The organism is Dactylosporangium sp. NPDC005555 (assembly GCF_040605635.1).
GTDB lineage: Bacteria > Actinomycetota > Actinomycetes > Mycobacteriales > Micromonosporaceae > Dactylosporangium.
In genome coordinates, this window is sequence record NZ_JBEXDG010000075.1 from 16622 (window position 1) to 31130 (window position 14509).

Here is a 14509-nt window from a genome sequence, read left to right on the forward strand (position 1 = left end):
GCACGTGACGGTCGTCGTGGTCGGTGCCGGGCCGGCCGGGCTCACCGCCGCCGCCGCGCTCGCCGGCCGCCATGACGTGCTCGTCCTCGAACGGGAGGCGGCGCCCGGCGGCATCCCCCGGCACAGCGACCACCTCGGTTACGGCATCCGCGACCTCCACCGGTTCGTGTCCGGTCCCGCGTACGCCCGCCGCCTCACCGCCGCCGCGCTCTCCTCGGGCGCCCGGCTGGAGACCGAGGCGACGGTGACCGGCTGGGCCGGGGACCGCGCGCTCGAGGTCACCTCGCCGCGCGGCCGGCGGATCATCTCCGCGTCCGCGATCGTCCTGGCCACGGGCGCCCGTGAACGCCCCCGCCCCGCCCGGCTCATCCCCGGCGACCGGCCCGACGGCGTCTACACGACCGGGCAGCTGCAGCAGCTCGTCCACCTGCGGCACCTCGACATCGGGAGACGCGCGGTCATCGTCGGCGCCGACCTCGTCAGCTGGTCGGCGGTCCTGACTCTCCGCCACGCCGGCTGCCGCCCCGTGCTCATGACGACCCCGTCGACGTATTCGACGCCGGGCCGGTTCCCGTTGTTCGTCCCCGTGCTCCGCCGGACCCGCGTCGTCGCCGTCAACGGCCACGGCCGCGTCACGTCCGTCGACATCGAGGACCTGCGCACCGGTTCGCGGCGCCGCATCCCTTGCGACACCGTCGTCGTCACCGGCGACTGGGTGCCCGAGCACGAGCTGGCCCGCCTCGCCGGCCTGCCCCTGGACCCCGGCACCCGTGGACCTCGCGTCGACACCGCCCTGGCCACCGGCCGCCCGGGCGTGTTCGCCGCCGGCAACCTGCTCCACCCCGTCGACACCGCCGACCTGGCCGCCCTCGACGGCCGCCACGTCGCCCCTGCCGTGACAGCCTTCCTGGCCGGCGTTCCGGACGACGCCCCCGACGATGTCCGAGGCGTCCTGCTCCGCTGCGAACCCCCGCTGCGCTGGATAGCCCCGCAGATCGTCCGCCCGGACGGCCCACCCCCGGTCCGCGGCCGGCTCCAGCTGTGGTCCGACGCGTACGTCAGGTTCCCCCGGGTGGTCGCCACCCAGGACGGCCGCCGGCTCGCCTCGACCCGCCTGCCCTGGCCGGCCGCCCCCGGCCGCGTCTTCCGCGTCCCGTTCACCCTCGTCGCCCGCGCCGACCCGACCGCCGGCCCGGTCACCGTCACCCTGACCTGAACGGCCACGCACCCCTGTGCCGGCGCGTGATCTGATGGGGTCTGTGCACCGACGATCGCTGGGCCGTCCGTTCGGGTGGCTGTGGGCCTCCTACGCCGTCAGCGCCTACGGGTCGGGGCTGGCGTTCGGGGCGTTGCCGCTGATCGCGGTGCTGGTCCTGCACGCGGGGCCCGCGCAGGTGTCCGCGCTCGCAGCGGTCGGGCCGGCGGTCGGGGCGTTGATCGCCCTGCCGCTCGGGCCGTGGGTGGAGTTCCACCGGAAGCGGTCGGTGATGATCGCGATGAACCTGGTGCGGTTCGCCGTCATGATGTCGATTCCGGTGGCGTACGCCCTGGGCCGCTTGACCTTCGTCCAGTTGCTGGTCGTGTCGGCGGTGGTGGCGTCGGCGCGGATCGCGTTCACCGCAGCCAGCGGCGCATACCTCAAGGCCCTTGTCCGCCCTGAGGACCTGCTCGTGGCGAACGCGCGGTTCGAGTCGACGACGTGGAGCTCCATCGCGATCGGCCCGCCGCTCGGTGGCGCGGCGATCGGCCTGTTCGGCCCGGTGACCACGGTCGTGGCGGACGCGGTCAGCTACCTGCTGTCGGCGCTCGGCATCACCGCCGTCCGCGGCCCCGTCGAGGAGCCGAAACGGTCCAGCGGTCTGCGCCCCGCTGACCTGCTCGACGGCTGGCGGCACCTGCTGACCCATCCCGGCCTGCGGCCGCTGTTCCTCAACCAGCTCGTCGTCAACGGTCTCATCATGGCCACCGAGCCGCTGCTGGCGGTGCTGATGCTGGGGCAGCTCGGGTTCGCGCCGTGGCAGTACGGGCTCGCGTTCGCCCTCCCGTGTGTCGGCGGCCTCATCGGCTCCCGCCTCGCGTCTCGCGTCGTCGGCCGGTACGGGCAGCCCACCATCCTGCGCGTCGTCGGCACGCTGCGGGTGGTCTGGCTGATCGGGCTCGCCTTCATCCAGCCGGGCGTCGCCGGTCTCGCCACGGTCATCGGCGTCGAGCTCGCCATCATCATCTTCATGAGCCTGTACAACCCGGTGCTGGCCACGTACCGGCTCGAACACACACCGAAGGACCTGACCGCCCGCACGCTGACGGCGTGGACGGTCAGCACCAGCGCCTCGATCGCGGTCCTGAGCGCCGTGTTCGGGCTGCTCGCCGCCGCCACCAGCCCCCGCACCGGCATCGCGGTCGCCGGCCTGCTCATCCTCGCCAGCCCGCTCCTCCTCCCCCGCCGACGCCGCCACCGCACCGAGGTGGACACGGCAGGCAGCGAGCAACCCGCGCGGGTGAGCGGATGACGCACCGGTCCGTGACGAGGTCCTGTGCGAACACGGCCAGGATCCCGTGAACTACCGTGCGGCGCGGAGCCAGCGGAGGGCGGCGTCGGCGGTGTCGTCCGGGGTGCTGTTGAAGGCGATCGCCGCGTCCGGGGCGTGCCGGCGGACGAGGTTGACGGCCTGTTCGAACAGGTGCAGGAGCGGCTCGTGTTTGCGGATGCCGCCGCCGACGACGACGCAGGTGTAGGGCTTGCGGGTGAGGGCTTCGACGATCGCGGCGGTGGTGTCCTCGTCGGGGGCGAGCAGGCACAGGTCGGCCTCGATGTCGTGCTCGGCGAAGCGGGCCTGGCCGCGGGCGATCGCCGCCACGACCGGCTCCGGGTCCCAGCCCGGGATTCTGGCCGGATCGAGGCCGATCACCAGGACGGGCCCCCGCGTCATGCGTTCCACGGACACGATGCTGCCACATGACGGCCGAGCTGGTGTGCGACGATCGCACGGTGAGTGCCGGATGGTTCACGGATTTCGCGGAGCGGGAGGCGCGCGGGGTTTCGCCGGTGTACGAGCGGCTGTGCCGCGCCGTCGCCGGGGACGAGGAGATCCTCGCGCTGCTGGAGACGCTGCCGGCCGCGAAACGGCAGCCGAACCTGCTGCTCGGCGTGGTGCGGCTGCTCGGCGGGCCGGTGCACGATCCGGCGGCGTTCCACGCGTTCACGGTGGCGAACTGGGCGGCCGTCGAGGCGGAGCTGCTCGTCCGCGCGACGCAGACCAACGAGGCCGGCCGGTGCGCGCTGCTGCTGCCGGCGCTCGCCGCGCTGCCACAGCCCCTGGCGTTGCTCGAGGTCGGCGCCGCCGCGGGGTTGGGGCTGTATCCGGATCGGTACCGCTACCGGTTCGACAACGGCGACGTCATCGGCGAAAGCGGGCCGGTGCTCGACTGCGCCCTCACCGGCGCCGCGGCGCCGCGGCGGTTGCCGGAGGTGGTGTGGCGGGCCGGGCTGGACCTGAACCCGCTCGACGTCACCGACCCGTCCGACGTCGCGTGGCTGGAGGCGCTGATCTGGCCGGAGCACCAGCACCGCCGCGACCGGTTGCGTGCCGCGGCCGCCGTCGCCGCCGCCGACCCGCCGCTGCTGCGGCGCGGGGACCTCGCCGACGACCTGCCGGGCCTCGCCGCGCGGGCGCCCCGCGACGCGACCCTGGTCGTGTTCCACACGTCGGTGCTCTATCAGGTGCCATCAGCGCGACGCGACGTTTTCGCAGGTGTGGTACGACAGCTGCCCGGTCACTGGATCGCCGTGGAGGCGCCGGACGTCCTCACGTACGACGGGATCCCACCGGCGCCGGACGGCCGGCTGCACAACGTGCTCGCCCTCGACGGCGTGCCGCTGGCCTGGACCCTGCCGCACGGCCAAGGGATGGCCTGGTTCGGTTAGCGTCCCAGGCGGGTCCGCACCACCAGGTCGTGCAGGGCGTCGACGGCCGCCGGGTCCGGGTGGTCCGGCAGCGCCGACGCGTCCCGCGCCGATCATGCCACCGCGCCCGGCCCGCTCACCCGGGAAGGCGGGTGAGGCGGCCGTGCAGGAAGCCGGTGATCTCGGCGCGAGCGGCCCTGGCGTGCGGGACGACGCCCGGCATGCTGAGGAACGCGTGGGTCGCTCCGGGGTGCTCGGTGAGGCGTGCCGGGGTGCCCGCGTCGCGGAGTCTGCCGGCGTACGCCCTGCCGTGGTCGGCCACCGGATCCAGGGTCGGCACCACGACGAGTGCCGGGGCGAGGCCCGCGAGGTCGTCGGCGTACAGCGGTGACACGGCTCGCGCGTCCGATCCTTCCGGGACGGCGAGCCGGCGGAACAGCTCCATCTGCGGCACGGTCAGCGTCGGGCTGTCCGCGTGCTCGCGCATCGACGCGTAGTCGAACGCCGTCGCGGTCAGGTCGACGCACGGGTTGACGAGGACCTGCGCGCGCAAGACCAGACCGGTGTCCCTGGCCCGGATCGCGGCGATGGCGGCGACCACGGACCCGGCGCTCTCGCCGAAGACCGCCGCGCGTGCCGGGTCGACGCCCCACTCGCCGGCGTGGCCGAGCACGTGCCGCAGCGCGTCCCAGCCGTCGTCGACGGCCGCCGACAGCGGGACCCCTTCGGCGAGGAGCCGGTGCTCGACGGACACGACGAGGGCGGGCAGGTGCGCCGCGAGGTGGCTGTTGATCCAGTCGCTCTGCACGGCCGTGCCGACGAAGCCACCGCCGTGCACGTGGAGCACGAGCGGCAGACCTTCGTGTGTGCCGCGGACCGGCCGGTACACGCGGATCCGGACCATCCTGTCGGGCAGCCGCAGCTCCTGCCAGCCGATCTCGGCGCCGCGGGCGGGGAACCCGGTGACGACCCGGATCAGCGGCGCGGACCGGCGGCGGTTCTCGGCGACCCGGAACGCGTCCAGGTCCTCCGCCGGCATCGCCGGCCAGTCGGGCTCCTTCCGCAGGGCCCGCAGCACCCGGATGCCCAGTGGTGCTCTCATGACGCGCCTCCTCCGCAATTACGCTACTTGAAGTATCGATACTATGAGTAGCACAACTGGGTAAGGTTTGGCCATGCCCACCAGACCACCAGGCCGCCCCCGCTCCGGCGTCGACGCCACGGTGTTCGCGGCGACCTTGAGCACGGTCCACGAGCTGGGCTACGCGCACGCCACCGTCGACCGCATCGCCGCCGCCGCGGGGGTCGCGAAGACGACCGTCTACCGTCGCTGGCCGTCCAAGGGCGCGCTGATCACGGCCTGCCTCGTCGACGCGTTCGGCCCCGTGCCGCTGACCGGCGCCGACCGGCCCTCGGTCCTGGCCTCAGCCATCCGCTGGATCGCGGGAAAGATCGGCGAGCCGGGCGTCGGCGCGGCGTTCGCGGGCGTGTTCACCGACGCCGTCAACGATCCGGCGCTGCGGCAGATCCTGTCCACGCGGCTGCAGGACCCGTACCGGATCGTGCTGCAGGACGCGCTGGACGAGCCGGAGCAGCGGGTCCTGTTCTTCATCGACGTCGTGGTCGGCACCCTGCTGCACCGGCTGGGCATGACCGGCGAGCCGATGACCGACGACGACGTCGACGCCCTCGTCGCCATGGTCCTGCACGCCCTGGGCTGACCCGCCCGGCCCGTCGGCGCCGGCGGGCGGCCGGCCGGCGACGGTCAGGCGCGCGGGCGGCGGGCCCGCTGCACGGCGCGGGCGATCGCCCAGCCGTCGGCGACCGGGCCCAGGTGGCCGAGCTTGTCCGGGTTCGCCACCGAGCGGATCATCTGGATCCGCCCGTCGAGCACGTCCAGCGTCACCGTGCCGGCCACGTTGCCGTCGCGGTCGCGGAGCACCGCGCCGGGCTGGCCGTTCACCTCGCGCCGCTCCAGGCTCATGTCGGTGCGGAACACCAGCGGGAAGACCGACGCGAGCAGCCGCGCCACGTTGGCCGCGCCGGACACCGCGTTGGCGAGGGCGGGCGCCTTGCCTCCCCCGTCGCCGACCATCTGCACGTCGGCGGCGAGCAGCTCGCGCAGCGCGGCGACGTCGCCGTCACGCAGCGCGTCGAAGAACCGGGCCGCCAGTTCGTCGCGTTCGTGGCGGTCGGCCTCGAAGCGCGGGCGCCCGACGTCCATGTGCCGGCGGGCCCGGACCGTCAGCTGCCGGCACGCCGCCTCGGACCGGCCGACCGCGGCGGCGACCTCGGCGAAGCCGAAGCCGAACGCCTCCCGCAGCACGAACACGGCCCGTTCCAGCGGCGTCAGCCGTTCCAGCAGGAGCAACGCCGCCATCGACACCGAGTCCGCGAGCTCGGCGGAGCGTGCCGGGTCGGCGTACGGGTCGGCGAGCAGCGGCTCGGGGAACCATTGCCCGACGTACGTCTCGCGGCGCACCCGTGCCGAGCGCAGCACGTCGATCGAGATCCGGGTGACCACCGCCGACAGGAACGCCTTCGTCGACGCGGGGCGGGTCTGCACCGAGGAGAACCGCAGCCACGTCTCCTGCACCGCGTCCTCGGCCTCCGCGACGCTGCCGAGGATGCGGTACGCGATCGCGAACAGCAGCGGCCGCAGCTCCTCGAACTCGTCCGACCGGCGCGTGCTCACGCCGCCACCTCCGCTACGCTCCGGCGTCGGCCTGAGCCGAAACCGCCACACGATGAGCGGCCCGAGCCGCTCCGCTGCCCGCTCACGCCGCCACCTCCGCTACGCTCCGGCGTCGGCCTGAGCCGAAACCGCCACACGATGAGCGGCCCGAGCCGCTCCGCTGCCCGCTCATGCGAGCGCCTCCTTGAAGCCCTGCCGCCACGTCGGGTACCGCAGCCGCCAGCCGAGGTCCCGCTTGGCCTTGGCGTTGGAGAAGCCGCGCCCCTCGACGAGCGCGCCGACGGCCATCTCGCCGGCCAGGAGCCGGGCCAGCCACACGGGGATCCGCCGCGGCGGCTTCGCCCCGACGCATCCGGCGAGGTACGGCAGCCACTCGCTGACCGGTGCCGGCTCGTCGTCGACGATGTTGAACACGCCGTGCGCCCGCCGCTCGACCGCCAGGACGGTGGCCTCCGCGGCGTCGTCGATGTGCACCCACGAGACGTGGCCGGTGCCGCGGCCCACGATCGGGACCAGCCGCTTGCGGATCAGGTGGACCTGGTCGTCGTGGGCGCCCTCGCCGTAGAAGCCGCCGTACCGCAGGACCGCGCCGCCGGCCGCGACGACCGCCTGCTCGAGGTGGGTGATCGCCCTGGTGCCCTCCACCACTTCGAGGGGGTCGTCCTCGGTCTTGACCCAGCCGCCGCTGCGCCCGCCGTTCATGCTCGCGTGCCCCTGCGCGACGAGGTGCGACACGCCGGTCGCCTCGGCCGCGGCGAGCAGGTGGTCGACGCCCTCGCTGCGCAGCCGGTTGGTGGCGGCGAAGAACCGGTCGGGGCGGCGCGGGTTCGGCTTGCCGGAGTGCCCGGCGGACAGCGCCGTCATCTGGTGCACGATCGCGTCCGGGCGCGCCGCCGCGACCGCCTCGCCGACCGCCGCGCCGTCGAGGCCGTCCATGACGACGCCCTCGGCGCCGAGCTCTTCGAGCAGCGGCAGCTTCGCCGCGGTGGTCGTCGTCGCGGTCACCTGATGCCCGCGGGCCACCAGCAGCGGCACCAGCCGGCGCCCCATGACCCCGCTCCCGCCTGCCACGAACACGCGCATGTCGTCATCCTCCTCGTCCCGGGGTGCCGCGGAAGGCGCCCTCAACCCCGAGACGAGACAGCGCGCCGACCTGTGACACGGCACGGCACGGCACGGTCAGGAATGCGCGAGCACCATGCCGCCGGTCGCTCCCCCGCTCGCGTGGTGCAGGAGACGGACCTCGGTGCGGAAGCCGGCCCCGTCCAGCCACGAGACCATCCGTGCGAATGTCATCCAGCCAGCCGGTCCCCGTCATGGCGGCCGACTTTACCGGCGGCTTCCGGGTAGGGTACGACCGATGATCCGATCTGCGTTCCTGGATGCCGCCGCGATCACCTCGACCCTGCTGCGCGAGCCGGGACTGGCCGAGCGCTGGTCCGCCCCGAGTGCCCTGCCCGACCTCTCCACCGGCGGGCTCGCCCGTCACCTGGCCAATCAGGTCATCGCGACCCTCCCGCGTCTCGCCACGCCGCCGGGCGACACTGCGATCCCGCTGCTGGAGCACTACACCGGCAACGCGTGGGTGACTTCCGGCATCGACGGCGGCGACAACGTCACCATCCGCCGCCGCAGCGAGGAGCTGGCCTCGGCCACGACCCCGGCCGCCCTGGCCGACGAGGTCGACGCCGCGCTGGCCGACCTGCGCTCGACCGTGCCGGCCCAGGCCCCGGAGCGCGTCGTCGACCTCGGCGACTACGGGCTGCGGATCGACGACTTCCTGCTGACCCGCGTCATGGAGCTGGTCGTGCACGCCGACGACCTGGCGGTCAGCCTCGGCGTGCCGACCCCCGCGATGCCGCAGGACGCGACGACGGCGACGATCCACCTGCTGAGCAGCATCGCCGCCTGGCGGCACGGCCCCTTGGACGTGATACGCGCCCTGTCCCGCCGCGAACGCGCGCCCTCGTCGATCGCCGCGCTCTGACGCGGTCGCGGGGCACGTCAGGCCGGCGGCTGGAACGGCGGCAGGCCCAGGGCGGTGAGGAAGCGGTCCGTCTTGTCCTCGACGAACGGTGAGTCGTCGGCGGGCTCGTCGTCCTCGTCGTCCTTGGCCAGGTACAGCAGCACGGCCGCCGCCTTGGCCGCGAGGTCGGCGCCCGTCACAGCGTCGCGGCGGGCGGCCCACCAGGCGGCCAGGCCCGCGGCCTCGCGGTGCACGTCGGTGGGCGGGGACGCGGCCGGGTTCTCGAAATACACGCGGGGCGTGAAGCCGAGGAACGCCACACCGGTGCCCGGGCCGGCGGGCCGGTACGTGACCGCCGCGAAGTCGCTGTCATGGATGTCGACGTGGAGCCAGGGGCCGCCGCCCGGAGCGACGACATCGTCGATGTCGACCTCCGTCCAGGTCTGGCCGTCGAACAGGAACCCGCCGAAGAAACCCACTTCACCCATCTCCGTAGTGGATCAACGTTTTGCCATGATCGCACAACGGGTACGCGCCGTGCTCGCTTGACCTGGAGCGCGCTCCAGGTGCCAGGGTCGAGGCATGACGCAAACGACGCAGTCCCCGCTGGTGCTCGGGGCGATGATGTTCGGCACCACCATCGACGAGGACACCTCGTTCGCGCTGCTGGACCGGTTCGTCGAGCGCGGCGGGGTCTGGATCGACACCGCGGACTGCTACGCGTTCTGGGCCAGCGCCAGCGGCCACGGCGGCGACAGCGAGCGGGTCATCGGCCGCTGGCTGGCCGCGCGCCCGGGCGTCCGCGAGCGGGTGAGGATCGCGACGAAGCTCGGCGCGGAGCCGGTCGAGCCCGGGTCGTGGCCGGACCGGCGGGCCGGGCTGTCGCCGGACGCGGTGCGGTCGGCGTTCGCCGGCAGCCTCGACCGGCTCGGGATCGACCGGGTCGACCTGCTGTGGCTGCACCAGGAGGACCGGTCGGTCCGCATCGAGGACACCGTCGAGGCCCTGGCCGGCCTGGCCGCGGACCGCTTCGGCGTGTCCAACCACCCGTCGTGGCTGGTCGAGCGCGGCCGGGTGCACGCGACGGCGATCGGGGCGGTGCCGTTCGACGCGCTGCAGCTCAACGCCACCTACCTGCGGCCGCGGCCCGGGACCCTGCCGCCCGGCGTCGAGCACCGCTTCGGCGTCCTCAGCGACGAGCAGGCCGACTACGCCGCCGAGCACGGGATGGACGTGTGGGCCTACACGCCGTTGCTGTCCGGCGCCTACGACAACCCGGAGAAGGTGATTCCCGAGGTGTACGACCATCCGGGCAACACCGCCCGGATCGCCGCGCTGGACGCGGTGGCGGCCGAGACCGGCGCCGCCCGCGGCCAGGTCGTGCTGGCCTGGCTGCTCAGCCGCGGCCTGCGCCCGATGCTCGGCGGCAGCAAGGTCGGGCAGCTCGACTCGGCCCTCGACGGCGTCGCGCTCACCCTGGACGCCGGGCAGCTGCAACGCCTCGACGCCGCGGACCGCTTCGCGTGGGCCTCGCCGTACGCCAAACGCTGAGGACCCGGGCCTCGCGTCACGTGACGCCGCCGTCCTCCGACGCGTCCCGGTGCCCGGTGACGCGGTCCGGGGTGACGGTGGCGCCTGCCGGATCCCTCGCGGAGCGTCACCAGGGTCCCGGGTCTATAGTGCCGCCGTGTCCGAGACAGTGTGCGTGACCGCGGCGGTCACCATCGGGGCGCCGCGCCTGCGGGCGTGGCTGGACGCGCCGGTCAGGCCGGCGTCGAGCTGGCAGGACTGGGCCGGCGTCGCCGCCTCCTCGCACGACGAGCTGCCCGCCGCCGTCGAGGAGTGCGACGGGTGGCTCTCCGGCGACCACGCCGGCGTCCTGCGCGACCTGGTCGAGGACGAGCTGCTGCTCCGGTACGACGAGAGCACCGGCGCCCTGGTGGTCGAGTTCGCGTCCAGGGCCGACTTCCGGCTCCCGGCGCTCGTGTGGGCGTGCGCCGTGCTGCGCGGCCTTGCCGACTTCATGGCGGACGACGACCGTGGCCTGGTGACCGTGACGAACGACTGGGACGACGGCACCGTCCTGCTGCACCTGGGCGCGGGCGGTTCGGCGTTCCTGGACCGGGCCCGCGACGCGCGGCGCATCGCGGAGGCGCACGGCTGGGAGATCGACGTGCGAGCCGCGGCCCTCGACGCCGACGAGGACGTCGATTGGCTGCACGGCGTGCCGTAGGCTCTCCGGCCATGCACCGCCGTCCCCTCCTCGGCTGGGTCCTGCCCGCTGTCATCACCGTGGTGATCGCCGTGTATCTCGGCGGTGCCCTCGCCGGCCGCTGGGACCCGACGGCCACGAGCGGCGCCGACGCGAACACGGCCGCGGTTCCCGAGTCGACGGACCCCGGGCACCGCAAGGCCCAGCAGGAGCTGTGCCCGCTGATCAGCGAGCCCGAGATCCTGGCGATCGTCGAGCAGCCGCCGACGAACAAGGGCACCGGCACGTCGTACGACCCGGGCGGCGCCTGGCACCAGTGCACCGTGTCGCTGCCGCACAGCGCGCTGCGGCTCAACGTGTCCCGCGACGGCACCCGCATCGCCGACTACCAGAAGCTGTTCAACGAGGCGCAGCCCCGCACCGTGCTCGGCCGGCCCGCCCTCTGGCTCGTCGACCCCGCGCCGGTGGTCAACATCCCGTTGAAGAGCGCGTCGCTGCTCGTCGCGTGGGACCGCGGCGACACGGGCGGGATGGTCGAGGTCTCGATCCTCCGCGACACCATCGACCCGGCCGACGAGCCGAAGGCCACGCAGATCGCCGAGCGGCAGCTCCCGGGCCTGCCCGACTGGCCCTGACCACCACGGCTCCCAGCTCCGCGCGCCGGCAGGTGCGGGCGGTCCCGGTCCTGAAAAATCGTTGGCCGCCCGGCGGTGGACGGCGTCGCATCGTGGGGGTGGGGATCGCTGTGGTGGACGAGCTGGACAGCGGGGCGCGGCGGAAGGTCCGCTCCGCGCGACCGCTCGTCGGGGCGGTCCCGCCCGACCGGGTGCCGGCGCCTCTCTACGCCGTGCTCACTGCGGCGGACCCAGCTCACGGTGCACCGCGGCGATGATCGCCGCGGGGGTCGCGCCCGTGGACAGGGCGCGGTGGACGAAGTCCGCGGCCGCGAGCCGCAACAGGTCGGCGGCGGCCGGCACGGGGACCGCGGTGGCGACGCTGGTGCCGCCACCGCGGCGCGACTCGACCAGGCCGGCGGACTCCAGCTCGCGGTAGGTGCGCGCGACCGTGCCCACCGCCAGGCCCAGGTCGCCGGCGAGCTGGCGCAGCGGCGGGAGGCGGGCGCCCGCGGGGAGTGCCCCGGTGGTGATCAGCGCGGCGAGCTGGCGGCGGAGCTGTTCGTACGGCGGTGTCGGGTCGGACGCGACCACCACCAGCTCGGTCACCGGGCGGCCACGGCAGGCACCGTGCCGGCCGCTGTAGGTGCCGTGGGCGGGATGAGCAGCGCCGCCCCGAACCAGCCCAGCGCGAGCACCGCCAGTGCGGCGAGCACGAGCAGGCCCTGACCCGCGGCGGTCCACCAGGAGTGGCCGCAGGTGTCCGCCAGGCGGTGCAGGGCCCAGCCGCCGCTCACCGAGACCGCCGCGAGGGGTGCCGATACCAGGACGCCGGACGCGGCGGTCACGGTGCGCGCGGAGCGGCGCCGGGCCGCGTCGTCGTCCAGCCACGGCCGGCGCGTGACCCGCCGGAGGGTGAGCGCGGCGAGCAGCAGTCCCCCGCCGACGACGGCTCCGGTGGGGACGGTGGAGTACGCGCCGGGAAACGGCCCGACCGCGGCGCCGCCGCACTCCAGCAGCCGCCCGTGCCCGGCGAGCGAGGTCGTGCCGGTCGACACGCCGAGCAGCAGCAGCGAGGCGCAGCCGGCGACCGTGGCGGGCGCGGGCGGCAGATAGTCGGTGACGCGGCGGACGCGCAACGAGGCCCGCCGGACCGCTCCCCCGGGCCGGGGCGCGAAGAGCTCGCCGAGCAGCACCCCGGCCACGATCCCGGTGCTCAGCAGCGGCACGGCGAGGAGCACGCCCGTCCCGGAACGCACCGCGACCCACGCCGCCACCACACCGGCGAGCACCCCGGCAGCCCTGAAGACCGACATTCGGCACCCCCTCTTGTATCAATCATCTGATACAAGAGGGGGTGCGCGCAAGGTCAGCAGGTACGTCGCGGTGAGCGCGACCGCGCGGTCCGGATCGGCGGTCAGCTCCGCGAGGGCCCGGGTCGTCGTGGCGCCCGGAATCTCGGCAAGGGCCTGGGTCAGCCGCCGCCGCGCGGCGGGCTCGGCGGTGCCGCCGGACAGCCGGCCGACGAGCCCCGAGGCGATCCCGTCCGCCAGCGCGGGATCCGCCGCCAGCGCGCCCAGCGCATCGGCCGCGTCGGTGTCGTTCACCCCTTCGACGATCATGTCGATCAGGGTCGGGACCGCCGCGGCGCCCCCTCGCGCGCCCAGCGTCATCGCCGCGCGCCTGCGGACCGCGACGTCGGCGTTCGTCAGGGCGTTCTGCAGCAGTACACCTGCCGCGTCGTCGCGAAACGCGGCGATCGCCTCCACGGCGCGCCGCCGCACGCCGGCGTCCGCGGCGGTGACGGCAGAGGCCAGCAGCGAAAGGCCGCGGTCGCCGGACTGCGCCAGCGCCCACCGCAGCGCCCCGGCGACGTTCGGGTCGGTCTCGTGCAGCGCCGCCTCGACCAGGGCCTCCACCGGCACCGGACCGTCGTCGGGCGGGGTCAGCGCCGCCCGCAGCCGCTGGTCGGGGCTCGACGACCCGAGGCCCTGCAGCAGCGCGACGACCTGCAGCACCTCCTGCCAGTCCTCCGGCTCCGCGGCCCCGATCCGGCTGAGCCGGTTGAGCAGCTCGTTCTCCGCCGCGATGCGGTCGCGGGTACGGTCGATGAGATCGCCGACGAGTGCCGCCGGCGTGAAGGCGGGGTCGTCCAGGGCGCGCCCGACCTCGCGCAGCGACAGTCCGAGCGACCGCAGCATCTCGATGTGGAAGATCCGCCGGATGTCCTCCCCGGAGTACTCGCGGTAGCCGGACCCGGTCCTGCCCGTCGGCCGGACCAGGCCCAGCGTGTCGTAGTGCCGGAGCATGCGGGCGCTGACCCCGGACCGTCGCGCGACGTCACCGATCAACACTGCCTGTCATCCCTCCTGAGCGTCGGGCCCCAGTGCCACGATGCGCTTCGCCTCCTCGATCGCGAACTCGAATCCGGCGTCCGGGTCGCGCAGGAGCTTTTCCGTCGCGGCCGCATGCCGCCGTACGCGCGGGTCAGGGCTCGCCGTCGCGACGCTCAGCGCGGGCCTGACCACCTCACCCAGGGCGGTCAGCGCCCGGCTGAGGCTCAGCTGCGTCTCCCGCCCGCCGCGACCGAGCTGGGTCACCAGCACCGCGGCCAGTCCGGCCGCTTCGCCTCCGACCCTCGCACCTGAGGCCGTCTCACCTGACGCAATCTCACCCGAGGCAGTCGCACCCGAGGCAGTCGCACCCGAGGCCGTTTCGCCCGAGGGCAGTAGCACGACCGCCGCCCGCCAGGCGCTGCGCGCCACCTCGTCGGCGGGGTCGGTCAGCAGCGCCCGGGTGATCGCCGGCCACGCCCGCTTGTCCCCGATCTTCGACAGCGTGTGCAGCGCCTGGCTCCGGGCCTGCGGGACCGCCGAGCCGAGCTCCGCGACGAGCCGCGGCACCGTCGTCGCCGCCGGGTGGCGGGTGAGCGCCCAGGTGAGCATGTCGCGCACGTAGAAGTCGGGCTCGACCGCGCACCGCTCGACGAGCGCTTCGATCAGCCCGGGGTCGGGGTGCGTGCCGACGGCCAGCGCCGCCTGCAGCCGCACCGACGCCTTGCCGTGCTCCAGCGCCCGCATTGCCTGTGTCGTGGTCATGGCCACAGTCAAGAGGTTGT

The 14509-nt window shown here is 74.5% G+C and carries 17 protein-coding genes and 1 pseudogene; 8 read left to right on the plus strand and 10 right to left on the minus strand.

Features of this window, described 5'->3' with window-relative positions; all coding sequences use genetic code 11:
* The first annotated feature begins 4 nt into the window (after positions 1–4).
* A complete protein-coding gene (locus tag ABZS58_RS45160; protein ID WP_354790386.1) occupies positions 5–1216 on the plus strand; it encodes an FAD-dependent oxidoreductase in 1212 nt (403 codons plus the stop codon).
* A gap of 43 nt (positions 1217–1259) precedes the next feature.
* Positions 1260–2510: an MFS transporter gene (locus ABZS58_RS45165; RefSeq protein WP_354790387.1), complete on the plus strand. Its 1251-nt coding sequence runs from the start codon at positions 1260–1262 to the stop codon at positions 2508–2510.
* A 51-nt stretch (positions 2511–2561) separates the two neighbouring features.
* Here the strand turns inward: ABZS58_RS45165 and ABZS58_RS45170 are convergent, their stop codons facing one another.
* Positions 2562–2930 (minus strand): hypothetical protein, encoded by a 369-nt coding sequence (locus tag ABZS58_RS45170; protein WP_354790436.1) that lies wholly within the window; start codon positions 2928–2930, stop codon positions 2562–2564.
* 26 nt (positions 2931–2956) lie between these two features.
* Here ABZS58_RS45170 and ABZS58_RS45175 point away from each other — a divergent pair, with 26 nt between their 5' ends.
* Positions 2957–3925 (plus strand): DUF2332 domain-containing protein, encoded by a 969-nt coding sequence (locus tag ABZS58_RS45175; RefSeq protein ID WP_354790388.1) that lies wholly within the window; start codon positions 2957–2959, stop codon positions 3923–3925.
* Here ABZS58_RS45175 and ABZS58_RS45180 read toward each other — a convergent pair.
* Positions 3922–4017: pseudogene (locus ABZS58_RS45180) on the minus strand (nucleotidyltransferase domain-containing protein); the annotation flags it as partial. The gene ABZS58_RS45175 and the pseudogene ABZS58_RS45180 sit on opposite strands and share 4 nt — an antisense overlap.
* Before the next feature lie 23 nt (positions 4018–4040).
* The gene (locus ABZS58_RS45185) at positions 4041–5006 is read right to left on the minus strand and encodes an alpha/beta hydrolase (RefSeq protein ID WP_354790389.1); all 966 of its coding nucleotides are present in this window, start codon (positions 5004–5006) and stop codon (positions 4041–4043) included.
* Positions 5007–5079: 73 nt separating this feature from the next.
* Here ABZS58_RS45185 and ABZS58_RS45190 point away from each other — a divergent pair, with 73 nt between their 5' ends.
* Positions 5080–5625 carry a TetR/AcrR family transcriptional regulator gene (locus ABZS58_RS45190; RefSeq protein ID WP_354790391.1) on the plus strand — a complete coding sequence of 182 codons (546 nt, stop codon included), beginning with the start codon at positions 5080–5082 and terminating at the stop codon, positions 5623–5625.
* Between the two features lie 44 nt (positions 5626–5669).
* On the opposite strand, the gene ABZS58_RS45195 is transcribed toward ABZS58_RS45190, so the two are convergent.
* Both ABZS58_RS45195 and ABZS58_RS45200 read right to left on the minus strand, forming a co-directional pair.
* Positions 5670–6599, minus strand: a complete 930-nt coding sequence (locus tag ABZS58_RS45195) for an RNA polymerase sigma-70 factor (protein ID WP_354790393.1) — start codon at positions 6597–6599, stop codon at positions 5670–5672.
* A 168-nt stretch (positions 6600–6767) separates the two neighbouring features.
* The gene (locus tag ABZS58_RS45200; protein WP_354790395.1) at positions 6768–7682 is read right to left on the minus strand and encodes an NAD(P)-dependent oxidoreductase; all 915 of its coding nucleotides are present in this window, start codon (positions 7680–7682) and stop codon (positions 6768–6770) included.
* 277 nt (positions 7683–7959) lie between these two features.
* On the opposite strand from ABZS58_RS45200, the gene ABZS58_RS45205 reads away from it, so the two are divergent.
* Positions 7960–8586, plus strand: coding sequence for a maleylpyruvate isomerase N-terminal domain-containing protein (locus tag ABZS58_RS45205; protein WP_354790397.1), 627 nt, complete (start codon positions 7960–7962; stop codon positions 8584–8586).
* A 17-nt stretch (positions 8587–8603) separates the two neighbouring features.
* Here the strand turns inward: ABZS58_RS45205 and ABZS58_RS45210 are convergent, their stop codons facing one another.
* On the minus strand, positions 8604–9053 hold the full coding sequence (locus ABZS58_RS45210) for a hypothetical protein (protein ID WP_354790399.1): 450 nt from the start codon (positions 9051–9053) through the stop codon (positions 8604–8606).
* 94 nt (positions 9054–9147) lie between these two features.
* Between ABZS58_RS45210 and ABZS58_RS45215 the strand changes: the two genes are divergently transcribed.
* The 3 genes from ABZS58_RS45215 to ABZS58_RS45225 all read left to right on the plus strand — a co-directional run bounded on the left by ABZS58_RS45215 (position 9148) and on the right by ABZS58_RS45225 (position 11412).
* Positions 9148–10116 carry an aldo/keto reductase gene (locus ABZS58_RS45215; protein WP_354790401.1) on the plus strand — a complete coding sequence of 323 codons (969 nt, stop codon included), beginning with the start codon at positions 9148–9150 and terminating at the stop codon, positions 10114–10116.
* A gap of 136 nt (positions 10117–10252) precedes the next feature.
* Complete coding sequence (locus tag ABZS58_RS45220; protein WP_354790402.1) at positions 10253–10798, plus strand: hypothetical protein; 546 nt, start codon at positions 10253–10255, stop codon at positions 10796–10798.
* A gap of 11 nt (positions 10799–10809) precedes the next feature.
* Positions 10810–11412, plus strand: coding sequence for a hypothetical protein (locus ABZS58_RS45225; protein ID WP_354790404.1), 603 nt, complete (start codon positions 10810–10812; stop codon positions 11410–11412).
* Between the two features lie 216 nt (positions 11413–11628).
* Here the strand turns inward: ABZS58_RS45225 and ABZS58_RS45230 are convergent, their stop codons facing one another.
* The 4 genes from ABZS58_RS45230 to ABZS58_RS45245 are packed head-to-tail and all read right to left on the minus strand — an operon-like array spanning position 11629 to position 14489.
* Positions 11629–12000 (minus strand): GntR family transcriptional regulator, encoded by a 372-nt coding sequence (locus tag ABZS58_RS45230; RefSeq protein ID WP_354790406.1) that lies wholly within the window; start codon positions 11998–12000, stop codon positions 11629–11631.
* On the minus strand, positions 11997–12707 hold the full coding sequence (locus ABZS58_RS45235) for a hypothetical protein (protein ID WP_354790407.1): 711 nt from the start codon (positions 12705–12707) through the stop codon (positions 11997–11999). Before ABZS58_RS45235 ends, ABZS58_RS45230 begins: the two co-directional genes overlap by 4 nt.
* Positions 12708–12725: 18 nt before the next feature.
* On the minus strand, positions 12726–13745 hold the full coding sequence (locus ABZS58_RS45240) for a MerR family transcriptional regulator (protein ID WP_354790409.1): 1020 nt from the start codon (positions 13743–13745) through the stop codon (positions 12726–12728).
* Positions 13746–13751: 6 nt separating this feature from the next.
* Positions 13752–14489 (minus strand): HEAT repeat domain-containing protein, encoded by a 738-nt coding sequence (locus ABZS58_RS45245; protein ID WP_354790410.1) that lies wholly within the window; start codon positions 14487–14489, stop codon positions 13752–13754.
* Positions 14490–14509: the final 20 nt, after the last annotated feature.

What these genes read in the sequence shown, in the direction of transcription:
- ABZS58_RS45175 (WP_354790388.1), top strand. Translation starts at nt 2,957, where the DNA reads ATGACGGCCGAGCTGGTGTGCGACGATCGCACGGTGAGTGCCGGATGG.
- ABZS58_RS45190 (WP_354790391.1), top strand. Translation starts at nt 5,080, where the DNA reads ATGCCCACCAGACCACCAGGCCGCCCCCGCTCCGGCGTCGACGCCACG.
- ABZS58_RS45170 (WP_354790436.1), bottom strand. Translation starts at nt 2,930, where the DNA reads ATGACGCGGGGGCCCGTCCTGGTGATCGGCCTCGATCCGGCCAGAATC.
- ABZS58_RS45225 (WP_354790404.1), top strand. Translation starts at nt 10,810, where the DNA reads ATGCACCGCCGTCCCCTCCTCGGCTGGGTCCTGCCCGCTGTCATCACC.
- ABZS58_RS45210 (WP_354790399.1), bottom strand. Translation starts at nt 9,053, where the DNA reads ATGGGTGAAGTGGGTTTCTTCGGCGGGTTCCTGTTCGACGGCCAGACC.
- ABZS58_RS45245 (WP_354790410.1), bottom strand. Translation starts at nt 14,489, where the DNA reads ATGACCACGACACAGGCAATGCGGGCGCTGGAGCACGGCAAGGCGTCG.
- ABZS58_RS45235 (WP_354790407.1), bottom strand. Translation starts at nt 12,707, where the DNA reads ATGTCGGTCTTCAGGGCTGCCGGGGTGCTCGCCGGTGTGGTGGCGGCG.
- ABZS58_RS45215 (WP_354790401.1), top strand. Translation starts at nt 9,148, where the DNA reads ATGACGCAAACGACGCAGTCCCCGCTGGTGCTCGGGGCGATGATGTTC.
- ABZS58_RS45185 (WP_354790389.1), bottom strand. Translation starts at nt 5,006, where the DNA reads ATGAGAGCACCACTGGGCATCCGGGTGCTGCGGGCCCTGCGGAAGGAG.
- ABZS58_RS45200 (WP_354790395.1), bottom strand. Translation starts at nt 7,682, where the DNA reads ATGCGCGTGTTCGTGGCAGGCGGGAGCGGGGTCATGGGGCGCCGGCTG.
- ABZS58_RS45205 (WP_354790397.1), top strand. Translation starts at nt 7,960, where the DNA reads ATGATCCGATCTGCGTTCCTGGATGCCGCCGCGATCACCTCGACCCTG.